Annotated in this window: 13 protein-coding genes; 7 read left to right on the top strand and 6 right to left on the bottom strand. The window is 66.9% G+C overall.

Annotated features, from left to right (window positions below; all coding sequences use genetic code 11):
• Positions 1 to 221 precede the first annotated feature (221 nt).
• Genes JQ633_RS09365 through JQ633_RS09350 form a run of 4 tightly spaced genes read left to right on the top strand, consistent with a single transcriptional unit; the run spans position 222 to position 7,036 of the window.
• Entirely contained in the window at positions 222 to 1,226 is a 1,005-nt protein-coding gene (locus JQ633_RS09365) for an AAA family ATPase (protein WP_211984698.1), read from the top strand.
• Entirely contained in the window at positions 1,226 to 2,167 is a 942-nt protein-coding gene (locus JQ633_RS09360; protein ID WP_211984697.1) for a DUF58 domain-containing protein, read from the top strand. Before JQ633_RS09365 ends, JQ633_RS09360 begins: the two co-directional genes overlap by 1 nt.
• Positions 2,167 to 4,971: a DUF4159 domain-containing protein gene (locus JQ633_RS09355; RefSeq protein WP_211984959.1), complete on the top strand. Its 2,805-nt coding sequence runs from the start codon at positions 2,167 to 2,169 to the stop codon at positions 4,969 to 4,971. The genes JQ633_RS09360 and JQ633_RS09355 overlap by 1 nt, the downstream gene beginning before the upstream one ends.
• A gap of 1 nt (position 4,972) precedes the next feature.
• On the top strand, positions 4,973 to 7,036 hold the full coding sequence (locus JQ633_RS09350) for a hypothetical protein (protein ID WP_211984696.1): 2,064 nt from the start codon (positions 4,973 to 4,975) through the stop codon (positions 7,034 to 7,036).
• 112 nt (positions 7,037 to 7,148) lie between these two features.
• Here the strand turns inward: JQ633_RS09350 and JQ633_RS09345 are convergent, their stop codons facing one another.
• Complete coding sequence (locus JQ633_RS09345; protein WP_249159047.1) at positions 7,149 to 8,843, bottom strand: hypothetical protein; 1,695 nt, start codon at positions 8,841 to 8,843, stop codon at positions 7,149 to 7,151.
• Between the two features lie 2 nt (positions 8,844 to 8,845).
• Positions 8,846 to 10,951 (bottom strand): hypothetical protein, encoded by a 2,106-nt coding sequence (locus JQ633_RS09340; protein ID WP_211984695.1) that lies wholly within the window; start codon positions 10,949 to 10,951, stop codon positions 8,846 to 8,848.
• 412 nt (positions 10,952 to 11,363) lie between these two features.
• Here JQ633_RS09340 and JQ633_RS09335 point away from each other — a divergent pair, with 412 nt between their 5' ends.
• Together JQ633_RS09335 and JQ633_RS09330 are read left to right on the top strand one after the other, a co-directional pair.
• Positions 11,364 to 11,786 (top strand): DUF2946 family protein, encoded by a 423-nt coding sequence (locus tag JQ633_RS09335; protein ID WP_211984694.1) that lies wholly within the window; start codon positions 11,364 to 11,366, stop codon positions 11,784 to 11,786.
• 111 nt (positions 11,787 to 11,897) lie between these two features.
• Positions 11,898 to 14,276, top strand: a complete 2,379-nt coding sequence (locus JQ633_RS09330; RefSeq protein WP_211984693.1) for a TonB-dependent receptor — start codon at positions 11,898 to 11,900, stop codon at positions 14,274 to 14,276.
• A 183-nt stretch (positions 14,277 to 14,459) separates the two neighbouring features.
• On the opposite strand, the gene JQ633_RS09325 is transcribed toward JQ633_RS09330, so the two are convergent.
• The 3 genes from JQ633_RS09325 to JQ633_RS09315 all read right to left on the bottom strand — a co-directional run bounded on the left by JQ633_RS09325 (position 14,460) and on the right by JQ633_RS09315 (position 15,933).
• The gene (locus JQ633_RS09325; protein WP_139482117.1) at positions 14,460 to 14,777 is read right to left on the bottom strand and encodes an EthD family reductase; all 318 of its coding nucleotides are present in this window, start codon (positions 14,775 to 14,777) and stop codon (positions 14,460 to 14,462) included.
• 115 nt (positions 14,778 to 14,892) lie between these two features.
• Positions 14,893 to 15,405, bottom strand: coding sequence for a GNAT family N-acetyltransferase (locus JQ633_RS09320; RefSeq protein ID WP_211984692.1), 513 nt, complete (start codon positions 15,403 to 15,405; stop codon positions 14,893 to 14,895).
• Between the two features lie 39 nt (positions 15,406 to 15,444).
• Complete coding sequence (locus tag JQ633_RS09315; RefSeq protein ID WP_211984691.1) at positions 15,445 to 15,933, bottom strand: NUDIX domain-containing protein; 489 nt, start codon at positions 15,931 to 15,933, stop codon at positions 15,445 to 15,447.
• A gap of 136 nt (positions 15,934 to 16,069) precedes the next feature.
• On the opposite strand from JQ633_RS09315, the gene JQ633_RS09310 reads away from it, so the two are divergent.
• Entirely contained in the window at positions 16,070 to 16,957 is an 888-nt protein-coding gene (locus JQ633_RS09310; RefSeq protein WP_211984957.1) for a metallophosphoesterase family protein, read from the top strand.
• Here JQ633_RS09310 and JQ633_RS09305 read toward each other — a convergent pair.
• Positions 16,954 to 17,715: a glycine-rich domain-containing protein gene (locus JQ633_RS09305; RefSeq protein ID WP_211984690.1), complete on the bottom strand. Its 762-nt coding sequence runs from the start codon at positions 17,713 to 17,715 to the stop codon at positions 16,954 to 16,956. The two genes, JQ633_RS09310 and JQ633_RS09305, sit on opposite strands and share 4 nt — an antisense overlap.
• Positions 17,716 to 17,729 lie beyond the last annotated feature (14 nt).

Below are 17,729 nucleotides of genomic sequence, written 5' to 3'. Positions count from 1 at the left end.
ACCCTCAATCTGGCACATTTGGTGCACGTAGCTGAGATGTGGTCGGGACGTCATTCTCGCCACATCGTGATGCCGTTCATACCCTGAAATACCGATAAGGTGGGGATAGTTTAATTCAACGAATACATGGCCTTCGCGCAGGTTTAGCATGAGGGCCATGCGATGACGACGCAGACGACGACGCGGCCATGCGCGGATCGTCGAGAAACGGAGTAGACCGAATGGCTGGTGCAGACAGCGTCGAGAAACTGGAGGATGTGATCGTCCGTTCGGCCGAGCAGGTCGCCGGCCAGATCCGCGCCGCAAAGGAAGCGGTCTCCACCGTCATCTTCGGCCAGGACCAGGTGATCGAAAACACCTTGGTGACGATCCTGTCCGGCGGTCATGCGCTGCTGATCGGCGTGCCCGGTCTTGCGAAAACAAAGCTGGTCGAAACGCTCGGCGTCACGCTCGGGCTCGATGCCAAGCGCATCCAGTTCACGCCCGACCTGATGCCGTCGGACATTCTCGGCGCCGAGGTGCTCGACGAGAGCTCCGCCGGCAAGCGCTCGTTCCGCTTCATCTCGGGTCCGGTGTTCGCGCAGCTGTTGATGGCCGACGAGATCAACCGCGCCAGCCCGCGCACCCAGTCGGCGCTGCTGCAGGCGATGCAGGAGCAGCACATCACCATCGCCGGCGCGCGGCACGATCTGCCGAAGCCGTTCCACGTGCTGGCGACGCAGAACCCGCTGGAGCAGGAAGGCACCTATCCGCTGCCCGAGGCGCAGCTCGACCGCTTCCTGATGGAAATCGACGTCGACTATCCCGATCGCGACGCCGAGCGGCGCATCCTGTTCGAGACCACCGGTGCCGAGGAGACCGCCGCCAAGCCGTCGATGGACGCCGAGACGTTGCTCGCGGCGCAGCGGCTGGTGCGCCGCCTGCCGGTCGGCGACTCCGTGGTCGAAGCGATCCTGTCGCTGGTGCGCGCCGCGCGCCCCGGCCCCGAGGGCGGCGAAGCCGGCAAGCTGATCGCCTGGGGACCCGGTCCCCGCGCCAGCCAGTCGCTGATGCTCGCGGTGCGCGCCCGTGCGCTGCTCGACGGCCGCCTCGCGCCGTCGATCGACGACGTGCTCGATCTCGCCGAGCCCGTGCTCAAGCACCGCATGGCCCTGACCTTCTCGGCACGCGCCGAGGGCCGCACTATTCCTGACGTGATCAGACAATTGAAGACGCGGATCGGTTGATGGCCGCTGACAACAGGCACCAGCAAGAGGAGATCCTGGCGGTCCGACGTGCTGATGGCGAAAGCCGCACGCTCGCCGCATCGCTGCCGCGCCTGGTGCTTGAGGCTCGCCGCATCGCGGCCAATGTCATCCACGGCCTGCATGGCCGCCGCCGCGCCGGCTCCGGCGAGAGCTTCTGGCAGTACCGCCGCTTCGTATCCGGCGAGCCGGCGCAGCGCGTCGACTGGCGCCGCTCCGGGCGCGACGACCATCTCTATGTCCGCGAGCAGGAATGGGAGGCCGCGCACACGGTCTGGATCTGGCCCGACCGTTCCCCCTCGATGGCGTTTGCCTCGCGCGAGGCCCGCGACTCCAAGCTCGAGCGCGGCCTGATCGTCGCCTTCGCGCTGGCCGAGCTCCTGGTCTCCGGCGGCGAACGCGTCGGCATCCCCGGTCTGATGATGCCGACCGCGAGCCGCGCCGTGATCGACAAGATGGCGCAGGCGATACTGCATGACGAAGCGACGCGCGCCAGCCTGCCGCCGGCCTTCGTGCCGTCGTCGCTCGCCGAGATCGTGGTGCTGTCGGACTTCTGGTCGCCAATCTCCGAGATCACGACCATGCTGGCCGGGCTCGCCTCGTCCGGCGCGCATGGTTCGCTGATCCAGATCGTCGATCCCGCCGAGGAGACCTTCCCCTATTCCGGCCGCGTCGAGTTCGTCGAGCCCGAGGCCGGCGGCGTCATCACCGCGGGCCGCGCCGAAAGCTGGGCAATCGACTACGTCGCCCGCGTCGCGCTGCATCGCGACCAGATCCGCGCCGAGACCAACCAGCTCGACTGGCTGTTCTCGACCCACACCACCAGCCGCTCCGCGGCCGAGCTGCTGCTGTTCCTGCATGCCGGGATGATGGTGAGCAAGGCCGGCGGACGCTCGACCGTCAAGGCGGGGCGCAGCGCATGATCGCAGGTCTCCCCCTCTCCTTTGCCGAACCGCTGCTGCTGATCGGGCTCGTCAGCCTGCCGGTGCTGTGGTGGCTGCTGCGCGTGATGCCGCCGCGGCCGCGGCGCGTCGAATTCCCGCCGACGCGGCTGTTGTTCGACATCGCACCGAAGGAGGAGACGCCCTCGCGCACGCCGTGGTGGCTGACCCTGCTGCGGCTCGCCGCCGCCGCGCTGGTCATCCTCGCCGCCGCCGGCCCGATCTGGAATCCGCAAACCGGCATCGCCGCGAGCAAGCTGCCGCTGGTGGTGCTGCTCGACGACGGCTGGAGCGCCGCGGCGAGCTGGGACGCGCGAATCAAGGCCGCCGACGAACTGATCACCGACGCCAACGCCGACCGCCGCGGCGTCGCGCTGGTGCCGCTGTCGGAGGCGGCACGCGACATCACGCTGATGCCGGCCGGCACCGCGCGCGTGGCGCTGCGCCAGCTCGCTCCGAAGCCGTACTCGATCGACCGCGTCGAGACCCTCACTGCGCTCGGGCGTTTCCTGAAATCGACCGGTGATGCCGACCTCGTCTGGCTGTCCGATGGCGTCGACACCGGCCGCGGCAGCGAATTCGCCGAGGGGCTCGGCAAGGTCATCGAGGGCCGCAATTTGACGATCTATTCGGATGGCGCGCCGTCCGCGCAGGCCCTGGTCGCGGCCGAGAACGCCGCTGCCAAGATGACGGTGAAGGTGCTGCGCACCGGAAGCGGGATCGCGGGCGGCACGGTGCGTGCGGTCGACGCCAAGGGCTCTCCGATCGGCGAGGCCCGCTACACGTTCCGCCCCGAGGAGCGCGAGACCGAGGCCGCATTCGATCTTCCGGTCGAGCTCCGCAACGACATCGCGCGGCTCGAAATCGCCGGCGAGCGCTCCGCCGGCGCCGTGCAGCTGCTCGACCGGCGCTGGCGCCGCCGCGCCATCGGCGTGGTCTCGGGCTCGAGCGCCGACACGGCGCAGCCGCTGCTCGCCTCGACCTTCTACCTGTCCCGCGCGCTGTCGCCGTTTGCCGACATCCGGCTCGGCGATCGCGGCTCGCCGCAGCAGGCGATCGCCCAGTTCCTCGACCAGCGGCTGCCGATGATCGTGATGGCCGACGTCGGCACGGTGTCGCCCGAGATCCGCGACCGCCTCAACGCCTGGATCGACCAGGGCGGCGTGCTGGTGCGCTTCGCCGGCCCCCGCCTCGCACAGGCCGACGACGATCTCGTGCCGGTCAAGCTGCGCAAGGGCGGCCGCACGCTCGGCGGCAGCCTGACCTGGGAGAAGCCGCAACACATGGCCTCGTTCGCCGCCGACGGACCGTTCGCGAGCCTTACCGTGCCGAAGGACATCACCGTGAGCCGGCAGGTGCTGGCCGAGCCCGACGCGGTGCTCGCGACCAAGAGCTGGGCGTCGCTGGAAGACGGCACGCCGCTGGTCACCGGCGAGCGGCGCGGCAAGGGCGTGCTCAGCCTGTTCCACGTCGGCGCCGACATGCGCTGGTCGGATCTGCCGATGTCCGGTACCTTCGTCGAGATGCTACGGCGGCTGATCGACATGTCCGGCTACACCTCGACGCCCGGCCCGGGCGTCGCCAGCGATCCCAAGGCCGAGATGGTCGCGCCGCTGCGCACGCTCGACGGTTTCGGCGCGTTCGGCCCGCCGCCGTCGACCGCCAAGCCGATGCCGGCCGACTATCGCGACCGCGGCACGGCGGATCATCCGCCCGGCTTCTACGGCACGGCGGAAAGCCCGATCGCGGTCAACACCCTCGCCTCCGCTGACCGCATCGCGCCGCTCGACACCTCCGGCCTCAAGGCGCAGCACGCGAGCTACACCAACACCGAACCGCGCGACCTGCGCGGCATCATGCTGTCGACGGCGCTGGCGCTGTTCCTGATCGACGCCATCGTGGTGGCGATGCTCGGCGGCGGCCTCGCCGCGCTGATCCGAAGGCGCGCGGCGCCTGCGGTGCTCGCCTTCGCCTTCATGCTCGCCGCGATGGCGCCGTCGCCGACGCGCGCGCAGAACAACGACGAGTACGCCATCCGCGCGGTGTCGCAGACCCGGCTCGCCTATGTCGTGACCGGCAATGCCGACGTCGATGCCATCGTCAAGGCCGGGATGAGCGGCCTGACGCTGTTCCTGGCGCAGCGCACCGCGCTCGAGGCGGGCGATCCCGTCGGCGTCGACCCGGCGCGCGACGAGCTCGCCTTCTTCCCGCTGATCTACTGGCCGATCGTGCCGGGCGCGCCCAAGCCGCCGCAGGACGCCATCAACAAGATCGACGCCTACATGAAGCAGGGCGGCACCGTCGTGTTCGACACCCGCGACGCCGTCGAGGCGCCGCCGGGCGACAATGGCGGCGCGCAGACGCCGGCGATGCAGACCCTGCGCGAACTGCTGTCGACCCTCGACGTCCCCGAGCTCGAGCCGGTGCCGCGCGAGCACGTGCTGACCAAGACGTTCTATCTGCTGCGCGACTTCCCCGGCCGCTTCAATTCCGGCCAGACCTGGGTCGAGACGCTGCCGCGCGAGGACGACGACGAGGAGGCCGCGCAGCGCCCGGCACGCGGCGGCGACGGCGTCTCCCCGATCATCATCACCTCGAACGACCTTGCCGGCGCCTGGGCGATCCGCCCCGACGGCCAGCCGATGCTGCCGCTGACGCCGGGCGAGCCGCGCCAGCGCGAATTCGCCTTCCGCGCCGGCGTCAACATCGTGATGTACACGCTGACCGGCAACTACAAGGCCGACCAGGTGCACGCGCCTGCCTTGATCGAGCGGCTGGGACAATAATATGAACTACGGTATCGCGTTCACACCGCTGGTCCCTTCGCTCGTGCTGTGGCTCGCGCTCGGTGCGATCGTCGTGATCGCGGCGCTGCTGCTGGTGTCGCGTTCGCGCGGCGCCGCGGTGCGGGTCGCGGCGCTGGCGCTGATCCTGCTGGCGCTCGCCAATCCCTCCTTCACCCGCGAGGACCGCGAGCCGCTGTCCTCGGTCGCCGCCGTCGTGGTCGACAAGAGCCCGAGCCAGAACTTCGGCACGCGCAACCAGGAGACCGACAAGGCACGCGAGGCGCTGGTCAACAGCCTGAAGCAGATCAAGGGCCTCGAAGTTCGCGTCGTCGACGCCGGCCAGGCCGATGGCGAGACCGACGGCACCAAGCTGTTCGGCGCCCTCACCTCCGCGCTCTCGGACGTCCCGGTCGAGCGCGTCGCCGGCGCCTTCCTGATCACCGACGGCCGCGTGCACGACATTCCCGCCAACGCCCAGTCGCTCGGCTTCCAGGCGCCGGTGCATGCGCTGATCACCGGCCGCAAGGACGAGCGCGACCGCCGCATCGCCATCACCGCGGCACCGCGCTTCGGAATCGTCGGCAAGCCGCAGACCATCACCTACCGGCTCGACGACCAGGGCGTCAGCGGCGAGCGCGCCAAGGTCACGGTGCGCCGCGACGGCGAGGTGATCAACGAGCGCACGCTGAGCAGCGGCCAGACCGCGAGCGTCGACATCGACATCAAGCACGCCGGTCCCAACATCGTGGAGATCGAGGCCTCGCCGCTGGCCAACGAGCTGACGCCGGTCAACAACCGCGCCGTGGTCGCGATCGACGGCGTGCGCGACAAGCTGCGCGTGCTGCTGGTCTCCGGCGAGCCGCATTCCGGCGAGCGCACCTGGCGCAACCTGTTGAAGTCGGATCCCAGCGTCGATCTTGTGCATTTCACCATCCTGCGTCCGCCGGAGAAGCAGGACGGCACGCCGATCAACGAGCTGTCGCTGATCGCGTTTCCGACCCGCGAGCTGTTCCAGCAGCGGATCAACGATTTCCAGCTGATCATCTTCGACCGCTACGCCCGCCAGGGCGTGCTGCCGATCGCCTATTTCGACAACATCGCGCGCTATGTCCGCTCCGGCGGCGCGGTGCTGGTCTCGGCCGGCCCCGACTACGCCTCGACCACCAGCATCTGGCGCACGCCGCTGGATTCGGTGCTGCCGGCCGAGCCGGTCGGCGTCACCGAGAAGCCGTTCTATGCGCATCTCAGCGATGCCGGGAAACGCCACCCGGTGACGCGCGGGCTCGAGGGCTCGGCTTCGGAGCCGCCGCACTGGAGCCGGTTCTTCCGCACCGTCGATACCCGCAATGCGATCAATCCGCCGGTCATGACCGGCGCCGACGGCAAGCCGCTGCTGCTGCTGTCGCGCTTCGGCGAGGGCCGCGTCGCGCTGCTGCTGTCCGACCATATCTGGCTGTGGGCGCGCGGCTATGAGGGCGGCGGCCCGCATCTCGATCTGCTGCGGCGGATGTCGCACTGGCTGATGAAGCAGCCCGATCTCGACGAAGAGGCGCTGCGCATGCAGGTGCAGGGCAAGGACCTCGTCGTGGTGCGCCAGACCATGGCCGACACGGTCTCGCCGGTCACCGTGACCTCGCCGAGCGGCACGACGCGCGAACTGACGCTGACTGCCGGTGATCCCGGCGAGTGGCGCGCGACGCTGCCCGCCGACGAGCTCGGCCTGTGGCAGGCGACCGACGGCACGCTGAAGGCGCTGATCAATGTCGGCCCGACCAATCCGAAGGAGTTTTCGGAAGTCACCTCGACCACCGAGACGCTGAAGCCGCTGGCGCAGGCGACCGGCGGCGACGCGCGGCGCATCGTCGACGGATCGAGCCTCGACATGCCGCGCATCGTGCCGGTGCACACCTCGTCGATCTTCCGCGGCGACGGCTGGCTCGGCGTCAGGATGCGCGACGCCAGCGTGGTCAAGGGCGTCGGGGTGCTGCCGATGTTCGCCGGCCTGGTCGGCCTGCTGCTGCTGCTCGGCGCCTTTGCGGCGACCTGGCTGCGCGAGGGACGGTAAGCCGAGCGGGCTGAGTCTCGATTGAATAAGCGCGTTGCGGTTCGGTGCACCTTACCACTCGAGCGAGGTGAACCGCCCTTGCCGCCGTAGCTCAGCCCGATCCCGTTTCGCCCTAGTTGTGCACTTCATAGTCGAAGAACAGGCCGTTGGCATCGATCCGGACCCTGCTCTGGAAATCCTGCCACTCGCCGGCGGAGACGCCCGCGGGCTTGTCCACGGTCGGCGTATCGATCTGAAAGACGCGCCCCTGCGCCTTCTTGTGCAGGGCGGCCTTGATCGAGGGCAGCGGATGAACCCAAGGCTTTGGCTTGACCTTCAAGGCCCATGCGTTGACTGCCGTGATCATTGCAGCGAACTCGTCGGCGTGCTTGCCCTGCCCCATCCAGTCCAGGCAAGGGTAGTCGCTGTCGTCGGTGCCGTTCAGGGTCGCGTTATGGCTGCCGTGATGGCCGACCTTGTACAATACCGTGCGGCCCAACAGGTCGCGCACGAGATCAATCTTGTCGTGCTCCTTCTTGTGAGTGGTCCAGGACTTCCAGTTGCCGCGCTGCGCGTCTCCCACGAACAGAAGTACCTTGCCGGATTTCTCGAGCTCGAAGGCCAGCACCAGACTGGTGTTGTTGATCCCCCTGTTCAGCACCAGTGCCAATTCCTCCGCCGAGAACAGCCAATCGCCGTCAATACGCCGCCAATCGGGATTGTCAGCGCACTCGTCCGGCTGTTCTGCCGGGGCGACTCGTCCCTGCTCTTCGCCATAGTGGCGCTTGAAGAAGGCGCTGTGCTGCGGATGCTTGAAAGCCTCATCCAGGGGGATCGCAAACCGGCTATAGAAAGGATCGATGCCATTCCGTTCTCCCGGGCCGGCTTTCGCAGCCGCAAAGAACGAGGCTCTCGCACCGAAGCCATGGCCGGGAAACGCTTCCGAACCCTGCGGATCCTCGTCCTTCAGCAAATCCGCATCGTGCGGCGGCCCGAGCGCATGAACGCGGACGCCATCGACGCGCGGTATCTTCAGAGAGTTCTGGTGCGGCACAACATAGACCGTTCTCTCCTTGCCCGCCTTGTCCTTGATCAGCTTCATGCCCTGTTTGTTGACGGAATTTTGCGGGTCCTTCTTCTTGGCTGCGGCCGCGGCCGCGAAATCGCTGGCGGTATCGACGCCGAGCTCGAGCATCAGGAGTGCATCGAGATTTCCGACCGCGTCCGGAGATGCGACGGCCAACTGGTTGCGGGCCGCGACCAATCCCAGGAGCTGGTCGCCGTGGCGCCGGCGCAATTCGATTGCCAGCTTGTCATTCGGACTTTCGGTCCACGCGAACCAGGCTTCGCCGATCGTGAAGTCGTCGAATGGTGACGTCCCCGGCTTGCCGAAACCGTTGACGTGATCCTGATGCTCGTGTGTCACCACCACGAGATCGAGATGTTTGTTGGTGGCGTCCGAGATATTCCTGATGATGGCGTCCATGTCGGACAGCCCATAGGCCACGTTCGAGCCGGGCTTGTAGCCACAGTCGATCAGAACGTAGACGGGCTCCCCATCCCGTCCCGGGAACGCTAGCAGGAAGCAGTCGCCGTGGCCGTGACGGTACATCCGGATCTTCACGCCATCTTGCGGCGGTCTCATGGGCTCGCCGGAGCCATTCGAGGCAGGTGGCTTGGCTCCCGGTTTCTTCGCCGGTTTCTTCGCCACCTTCTTCGCAGCTTTGCTTTTCCCGGCTTTCCTCGTCGTCTTTTTCTTCGTTGCCGCTGCTTTGGCCGCCGTGCTCTTGCGGTGCCTCTTGGCTGACTTGCGCGCTGTCCTGGCCATGATCAATCCTCGTGATGGCGATGCAGGATCGCAAACGGCTCGTCGCATGCGGCGCGCGGCTCGCTCAGGCTGCGTTGCCGGCGGCCGTCGAACGCGTTCTGGTCGTCTTCCGCCTCACCGGTGAGGTACGCACGGACGATCTCGAGTTCGCCGTCATCGTCGATCCTTCCGGGCGTCCGAATGATATGACGGAAGGTGTTCTTGGTGCCGTCGATGATGATCGTGCAGCCGGCGCGAAATTTGAAATCGCCGTCCTCGCGCTGTCCTATCGGCTTCTTCGACTCGTCCTTGTCCTTTTGCTGTTGCGCCTCGAAATAGCCGCGACGCCGCTGGGTCGCCTCGACAACGATGTCGGTTACCGTCTGCCCCCGGGAATCCCGCCGCAATGCGGTTCGCACCGAATGCACCTCGATGGTCGGCTCGCCAAACGCATTCCTATAAACGGTCTTCGGGGCATCCTCGTCGATCACCAGACCGAACGCGTCGAGGTATTTCTTCCCCTTGCCGAGCACCAGCCAGCGCCACACGGCGGCGCGACTTTCCTCCATGTTGCGCCAGACCTGGTAGCGATCGCTGCTGAGGTCCCATTTGTGAAATCGTGAGCTTCCCTTGAAGGCCGAGGCGTCGGAGCCGCCGTATCGTCCCGCCTTCTGCACGTCGGTAAACAGGTCGGCGATGTCGCTCGCGCTGCTGTCGCGCGCCGATTTGATCGCCTCTTTGGACGGCGTCGCCCCCGTCCGCTTCATTCGTTTGCCGCCCTTCGCCGCGATTTCCGCCTCGGCGATCACCTCTGCGCCCGACGGCCACACCAGCCCCTCGATCGACATGCTACGGATGCCGCGCGGATAGATACCCCATGCGCGGAAGCTCTCGATCAGGGCCACGCGATAACCGAGGTCATCGTCCGCATTGAGATTGACGTCGCCGGTGACGATTGCGCGCAGATAGTCGCCGAACGTGATCCCCACGGGGGGACAATAATCCAGCGCCCGAATGCACATATGTAGAAGATCGCGCGCACAGCGCGATGCCTCCTCGGCCAATCGGTTGGCGAGGTCGGGCGAGATTTCACCCTCGGGAAGTATGCCGGTACCCTGCGTCGCGAGCCGAAACAGATCGGACGTTCGACGCTTGTAGACGAGCAGGAAGGCGCCGAACACCGCGGCCACCAGGATCGCGCCGCGTGCATGCGGCTCACCGATCTTATCGAGCGCGCGGGGATCGGGCATGCGGCGCCGCCACTTTCCGTCCTTGCCCGTCTCGCCGAGCGCATCCCTCAGCGCATTGCCCCGTCCCGTGGCACGTCCGAACTGCTGCGCCAATTGTCCGAGCAGGCTCTCGCTGTCATTGAGCTGACCGCGCGTGCGTCCGATCTGATCGCGCAGCACGCCGGCGTAGGAGAAGTGCTGGAACATCGCTACGATGTCGGCGAACCCCTCGTGGAAGGCGTGAACGTCCGGATTGCTCGGTTCGTTGAAGCGCGGGTGAACACCATCCAGCAACGCATGCGTCGTCTCGTGCGCGATGATGTCATGCGAGAGACAGGCGAACACGGTGGTTCCGGGTGTGTTGTCCGCATCCTTGGACAGCACCGAAAAATACCCGAACAACAGCGCTCGCTTCGACGGACTGTAGTAGGCATTCTGGTCGCGCAATGCATGAGGATAGATGCGCAGACGGCGGACGAACTCGCTCCGCCATTCCTTGCTGGTCTTGTCGGGCGCCTGCCTCCGCGGCGCCCAAAGTGCGACCCTTCCCAGCGCACGTTCGAAATGCCCGATCGTGGTCATCGCGACCGCGTAGACCATCTGTTGATGAAATTGCGGGTTGCCTTCGGAGGGCGACAACCCGTCCTGCGCAAGAAGATTGGGATCGTCGAGATTGACCGGCGGGTACACGGCACCGCTGGCTGGGTCGACGTCCACGACTTCGATGTATTCGCCGACCGGTCCCTCAGGCAGCCGGCCGCCGTCGGCACTCCGTTCCCAGGGAATGGCGACGACGATTTCCTGAATGGCCGCTGTATCCGTCCGTTGCGCGAGGCTGGGATCGAAGGCAAAAATGCGCAGCCTGCGTGAACGGGGCGCTTCAATATCCAAGGACTGCATGTCCAGATGCCCCTCTACCAATACGTGTATAATGGAGCGAACAACACCTGACGTCAAAGCGATCTTGTGGGACCTGATGCCGCATCGGCTTCCGTGGGATCGCGCGGCGACACGCTCCGCCAAGCGCGCGACCCACGCAGCGTCAGGATGCCAGCGTGGTCAAGGGCGTCGGGGTGCTGCCGGTGTTCGCCGGCCTGGTCGGCCTGCTGCTCGGCGCCTTTGCGGCGACCTGGCTGCGCGAGGGACGGTAAGCCGGTCCGCGCGACCCCGGTTCCGTTGCGGCAATCACACACCAGCAACGGATCGATACAATCGGTCTGAGCGGCGGTTGACACCGCAACCACCATCCGATGTTATATTATAACATCGGGCGGTCGGGGATTGATGACGCCGTCCGATGGGGTGGGCGTCAATGAACTGGTTCCGGAAACACATCAAGACTGGCTCGCGGCTGGCGCTGTTCGCGCTCGCCGTGCAGGTCGTGCTGTCGTTCGGCCATTTCCATCCCATCACCGCGGCCAAGGCGGCACAGGCGGTCCAGAGCGGACTGTCGCAGCTCGACTTCGCCTATATCGGGACGTCTGCGACGCCGGATCTCGCCATCCAGGTGATGCAGAAGCAGCCGCCCGTCCACCCCGACAATGAGCAGCAACCGCACGATCATTGCGCGATCTGCGCCGTCATCTCGATGGCGGGCAGTCTTCTGGTCGCGACCCCACCGGTGCTGCTGTTGCCGCAGGCGGTGGACTTCCTCCGCCGCACCACCGATGCCGAATTCCTTCACATCAAGTCGGCGCCTGCGGCGTTCCGATCCCGCGCCCCTCCGCAATCCTGACATCGATTGATTGCTGCGCCCGCACGGGAGCAGCCGCGCCCCCCGCGCGGCCTCCCGATCGGGAACATCGGAATCGATCCGTCGTACTTCGACGGGATCAGGATCGGAACAATGACACTGCAGAAGAGAACAGCATTCCATGTCGGGAGCGCGAGCTGGCTGTTGCTGTGCGCGATGGGGCACGGCGCGATGGCCGACGATCCCGTGCCGGCTCCGTCCACGGAGTTGCCCGGCGTCACCGTGACCGCGCCGAGCCCGATCCAGCGGCGCCGGGTCGTGGCGCCGCGCACGCCGGCGCGCGTCGCACGCAGCGCACCGAGCCGCAGCCGTGAGCGCGCGGCGGAGCAGCAACCGGCGCCCGCCGCGTCGGCACCGGCGCCGCAGCAAGGAGTGTTGCCCGTCGTCACCGACCAGTTCGCAACCGTCACCGTGATCCCGAACGAGGAGTTGCGGCGCTCCGGCGGCGCCACGCTCGGCGACCTCCTGTTCTCCAAGCCCGGCATCACCGGCTCGAGCTTCGCGCCGGGCGCGTCGAGCCGGCCGATCATCCGCGGCCTCGACGTCAATCGTGTCGGCATCGTCGATAATGGTCTCGGCGGCGGTGGCGTCTCGGATCTGGGCGAAGATCACTTCGTGCCGATCGATCCGCTCTCGACCAACCAGATCGAGGTGGTGCGCGGACCTGCCGCGCTGCGTTACGGCTCGACCTCGATCGGCGGCGTGGTCAGCGCCACCAACAATCGTATTCCCGATGCGATACCGACCTGCACTGCGTCCCCGTTCCAGAGCTACGGCCTGCCGGTGAAGGCGCCGCTCGCCGGAGCCGCCTCGCCGGGCTGCCTCAACGTCGAGACCCGCACCGCGGTGACCTCGGTCAATCGCGGCGTCGAGGGCGGCATGCTGCTCGATGCCGGCGGCAACAACGTCGCCGTGCACGCCGACGTCTATGGCCGCACCACCAGCGACTACAGCATTCCGAGCTATCCGTATCTGTTCGACCAGACCCGGCCGGTGGGCGGCCGCCAGCCGAACTCGGCGACGCAATCCGACGGCGCATCGCTCGGCGCGTCCTATTTCTTCCAGGGCGGCTATATCGGCGCGGCGATCACCCAGAATGACTCGCTCTACCATATCCCCGGCATCGACGGCGCGGATCACCAGACAAGGATCGATGCGCACCAGACCAAGATCGCGGTCAAGGGCGAATACCGGCCCGACGCCGCGGCGATCGACACCGTCAGGTTCTGGGCCGGTGCGACCGACTACCGCCACAACGAGCTCGGCCTTGCCGATCCGGCCGACCCGACAAGCGACGGCATCCGGCAGACCTTCACCAACAAGGAGCAGGAAGCCCGCGTCGAGGTGCAGATGATGCCGTTCAACGCGCGCTTCGCCACCGTGACCACCGCGTTCGGCCTGCAGGCCGGCCACCAGGAATTGACCGCGCCGAGTCCGGACGATCCGGGCTCGCTGTTCAACGGCCTGTGGAGTCCGAACAACAACAACCGCGTCGCCGGCTACGTCTTCAACGAGTTCAAGTTCACGGATGCGACGAAAGCGCAGATCGCGGGCCGCATCGAGCATGTCGAGTTGCACGGCACGATGCCGAACTTCCCGCCGGACTATCTGCCTGACGGCACGCCGCAGGTCGCGATCGCGCGCAACCCGTCCTTTACGCCGGTCAGCGGCAGTGTCGGGCTGTTGCAGAACCTGCCCGGCGATCTCGTCGCCAGCATCACGGGGCAATATGTCGAACGCGCGCCGAAGCCCGCCGAGCTGTTCTCGCGCGGCGCGCATGATGCCACCGCCACCTTCGACATCGGCAATCCGAACCTGACCATCGAGACCGCGAAATCGGTCGAGGTCGGCCTGCGCAAGGCGACCGGACCGTTCCGGTTCGAGGCGACCGCCTACTACACCTACTTCAACAACTTCATCTACCGTCGCCTGACCGGCGTGCTGTGCGGCGAGGATTTCGACTCCTGCGGCAATGGCGATCCGAGCAACGAGGGACGCCAGGCGGTGTATTCGCAGCGCAACGCCATCTTCCGCGGCGGCGAGTTCCAGAGCCAGCTCGACATCGGCCCGCTCAATGGCGGCATCTGGGGTGTCGAGAACCAGTTCGACGTGGTGCGCGCCACCTTCACCGACGGCAGCAACGTGCCGCGGATTCCGCCGGTGCGTGTCGGCGGCGGCGTCTACTGGCGCGACAGCAACTGGTTCACCCGCATCAATCTGGTGCACGCCTTCGCGCAGAACGACACCGCAACGACCGGCGAGACGCCGACCGCGGGCTACAATCTGCTCAACGCGGAGGTCACGTACAACACCAGGCTCAATTCATCGTGGATCGGCGCGAAGGAGATGACGGTCGGTCTGGTCGGCAACAACCTGCTCAACCAGAACATCCGCAACTCCGTCTCCTACACCAAGGACGAGGTGCTGATGCCCGGCATCGGCGTGCGGGCATTCGCCAATCTGAAGTTCTGAGCGGGGAATTCTGAAGCACACAAATCCCTCTGCCGTTCGCGGCAAGGGGAGTTTTGATCGCGTAGCCCGGATGGAGCGCAGCGCAATCCGGGACAGGGCATCCGCGGTGATGCTGTCCCGGATTTCGCTTCGCTCCATCCGGGCTACATGTCCCGACGGGGCGAGACCTTCAGACCATCGCCGTCAGTGGCCGACGACGACTTCGCTGATCTGGATCACCGGCTGCTGATCGGTGTAGTTCGGGATGTCGGCCAGGATCTCCTTGCCATGCTGGCCCATGCCGGCCGCGAACGCCTCGACGGTGTCGCAGAAGATGTGACACATCCCGACATAGGTCGCGGGCGCGCCCGGTGCGCCGCCGGCGAGACCCTTGTCGATCGTGTAGTATTTGCAGGCGTCGCCCAGCCGCGCCTTCACCAGCGGCATGTGCTTGTCACGATAATAGTCGTGATCGAAGCGCGCGCCGGGATTGTTCGGATACATCACACTGACCTTGATCATGGCGCGCACTCTCCCTGTTGACATGACACGCGCCGGATTGTTTCCGGCGCTTCATCCCAACTGTGCTTCAGTTTGCTCAGAGGCGCAACAGCTCCGGGCGAGGCTCGCGCGGATGTCAGATCGCCTTGCTCCAATCCGGCTGGATCGCCCCGGAGACGCCCTCGAAGGCGCCATCGACCAGTTCCAGCACGAGCAGGCGGCTGTAGTCGACGGGACCGGGCATGGTGACCTGCCCCTTCGGGATCGGCTTGAAACCGACGCGCGCATAATACGGCTCGTCGCCGACCAGCACGATCAGCCGATGGCCCTTGGCGCGGGCATCATTGATGGCGCGCTCGAGCAGCGCGCGGCCGACGCCGCGGCTGCGGAACGGCGGCTCGACGGTGAGCGGCCCGAGCATCAGCGCCTGGGTGTCGCCGATCAAGATCGGCAACTGGCGCACCGAGCCGACCAATAGCGTGCCGATCCGCGCCGTGAAGGAGACATCGAGCAGGTGCTCGACATGCTCGCGCAGCCGGTAGGCGCTGAGCACGAAGCGGCCAGGCCCGAAGGTACGCTCATGCAGGCGCTCGATCGCCTGGGCGTCTTTCGGGGTCTCGGGCAGGATGGTCAGGGACAGCTCGGTCATGGTGGAGCGCGGGATAGCATCTGAGGCGCGCGCGGTCCATCACCGCCATGTCACGGTCGGCGGCTTGCCCTCGAGCACCTCGGCGATCCGCAGCCGCGTGCCGGGGGTGGTATCCTCGGGCAGCGCGGCCGGATCGAAGAAACCGCAGGCCACGATCTCGCGGTTCGGCTCCGGCAGCCGGTCCTGCCGGTAATTCCTGACGACATAGACCGCGACGTGATCGCGCCGCGAGACGTGGCTGTTGTGGAAGATGCCGTGCAGCACCGGCTCGCCGGCGAGCTCGATCCGCCCCTCCTCGACCAGCTCGCGCCGCAGCGATTCGAGGAAGCTCTCGCCGACCTCGACCCCGCCGCCCGGCAGATACCAGCCGGGCACATAGCTGTGCTTGACCAGGAACACCTTGTTGTCGGCATCCAGCACCACGGCGCGGACCCCGAGCGTCATGCTGCGGACCAGCCGCCAGTAGAAATGAAATATCCACCTGATCTGCGGCTCGTAGCGCTTGCGTAAATCCAGCAGGACCGTCACCGAACCCTCAACGTCTTCATGTTTGATCCTTGCGCGGATGCGCGGCGCTTGCCAATACAGGGCAGGACGTCCGGGATAGCACGACATGAGCGGTTGCCGGCCAGTTTTCGCCAGGATTCCGAAACGGGGCTGAATGATGGCGGCATTCCGCCTCGCGCATCTGTCCGATCCGCATTTGCCGCCGCTGCCGGCGGCGCGGCTGCGCGATCTCGCCGGCAAACGCGCCTTCGGCTACCTGAACTGGACGCGCAACCGTCACAAATACCACCGCCGCGACGTGCTCGACACGCTGGTCGCGGATATGCAGGCCCAGCAGCCGGATCACATTGCGGTCACCGGCGACCTCGTCAATCTGGCGCTGGATGCCGAGTTCAAGCCGGCCCGGGAATGGCTGGAGGGCGTCGGCGTTCCCAAAGACGTGACCGTGGTCCCCGGCAATCACGATGCCTATGTGCGCGCGACGCGGCACCGCTTCGCCGGCATGTTCGGCGATTATCTGCGCGGCGATGCCGACGGCGCGGCGACCAGCTTTCCGTTCGTGCGCCGGCGCGGGCCGGTGGCGCTGATCGGCGTCTCCTCGGCAGTGCCGACGCCGCCGCTGATGGCGACCGGCTGGCTCGGCCACGCCCAGCTCGGTGCGCTGGAGCCGATCCTCGCGCAATTGTCACGGGAGGACGCCTTTCGCGTGCTGCTGGTGCATCACCCGCTGCACTCCGACGGACGCGCCAAGCGGCTGACCGATTCGCACCAGCTGTTGGCGTTGCTCAAGCGGCACGGCGTCGAGCTGGTGCTACACGGCCACGACCACATCCATTCGACGATGTGGTTCGACGGCCCCGAGCGCAAGATCCCGGCGATCGGCGTGCCGTCGGCCTCGGCGCTGCCGCGCAAGCATTATCCGGCCGCGGCCTACAACCTGTTCTCGATCGAACGCGACGGCAATTCCTGGCGCTGCGAGCAGACCGTACGCGGCCTCAGTGGTCACGACGGTATTCGCGAGTTGCAGCAAGTGCGGCTGTCCTAGTCACCACCACCGCCGCCACAGCCACCGCCGCAGCCGCCGCCGCTGTCACCACCGCCGCTGTCGCCTCCACCACCATCACTACCGCCATGCCCAGCGTCCCCGCCGCTATCGCTGCTGCCGGCGTCGCCGAAGCCGGCCGACGATCCGTCGATCGAGGAGTCGGAGAAATCGCCGCCGCAATAGGGGCTGCCGCCGCCGACGCCGGCGCGGCGCAGCGCCTCGCAGTCCGGGTGATAGACGAAGCCGTTCGCAATGTTCAGCTTGGCGTCGAGCGCGAACAGCAGCGGCAGCCGGGTCGGCCTCACGGGATTGATGTTCTCGTATTTGCAGCAGTACCACCACACCCGCCGCAGCCCTTCATTGCTCCGGCGCCGCTCCTTCACCAGCACCACCGCCGGCGTGTGGTGCAGGAAGCTGCCGAAGGCGCGGCGGCAGAACGCGTCGTACTCGCGGGTGTAGAGGATGAATTCGTGCCAGAGGTCGTCGGCGGCCTGCGAGGGCATCGAGACGTAGCGCTTGCCGCTCATCAGATAGGCGAGGAAGAACTGCCGCAAAGCGCGCGAGACCAGCGCGCTGTCCTTGCGGGCGAAGCCGGGGTGGCGCTTCTCGAGCCGCTCCAGCAACCCGCGTGGCAGGGTGAAGGTGCGAATGAATTCGGCGCGGCGCAGCGTCTGCCACTTGCCGAACAGCACGGCGCTGCCGATCACCGCGGCCGCCGCCAGGACGCCCATGAACGCCGACGCGGGTGTTATGACCACGATGCCCCCCGCCC

This window comes from Bradyrhizobium tropiciagri, assembly GCF_018130505.1.
GTDB classification, from domain to species: domain Bacteria; phylum Pseudomonadota; class Alphaproteobacteria; order Rhizobiales; family Xanthobacteraceae; genus Bradyrhizobium; species Bradyrhizobium tropiciagri_B.
Note: the sequence above shows the minus strand (reverse complement) of the source record. Positions and strands in the feature narration are given on the sequence as shown.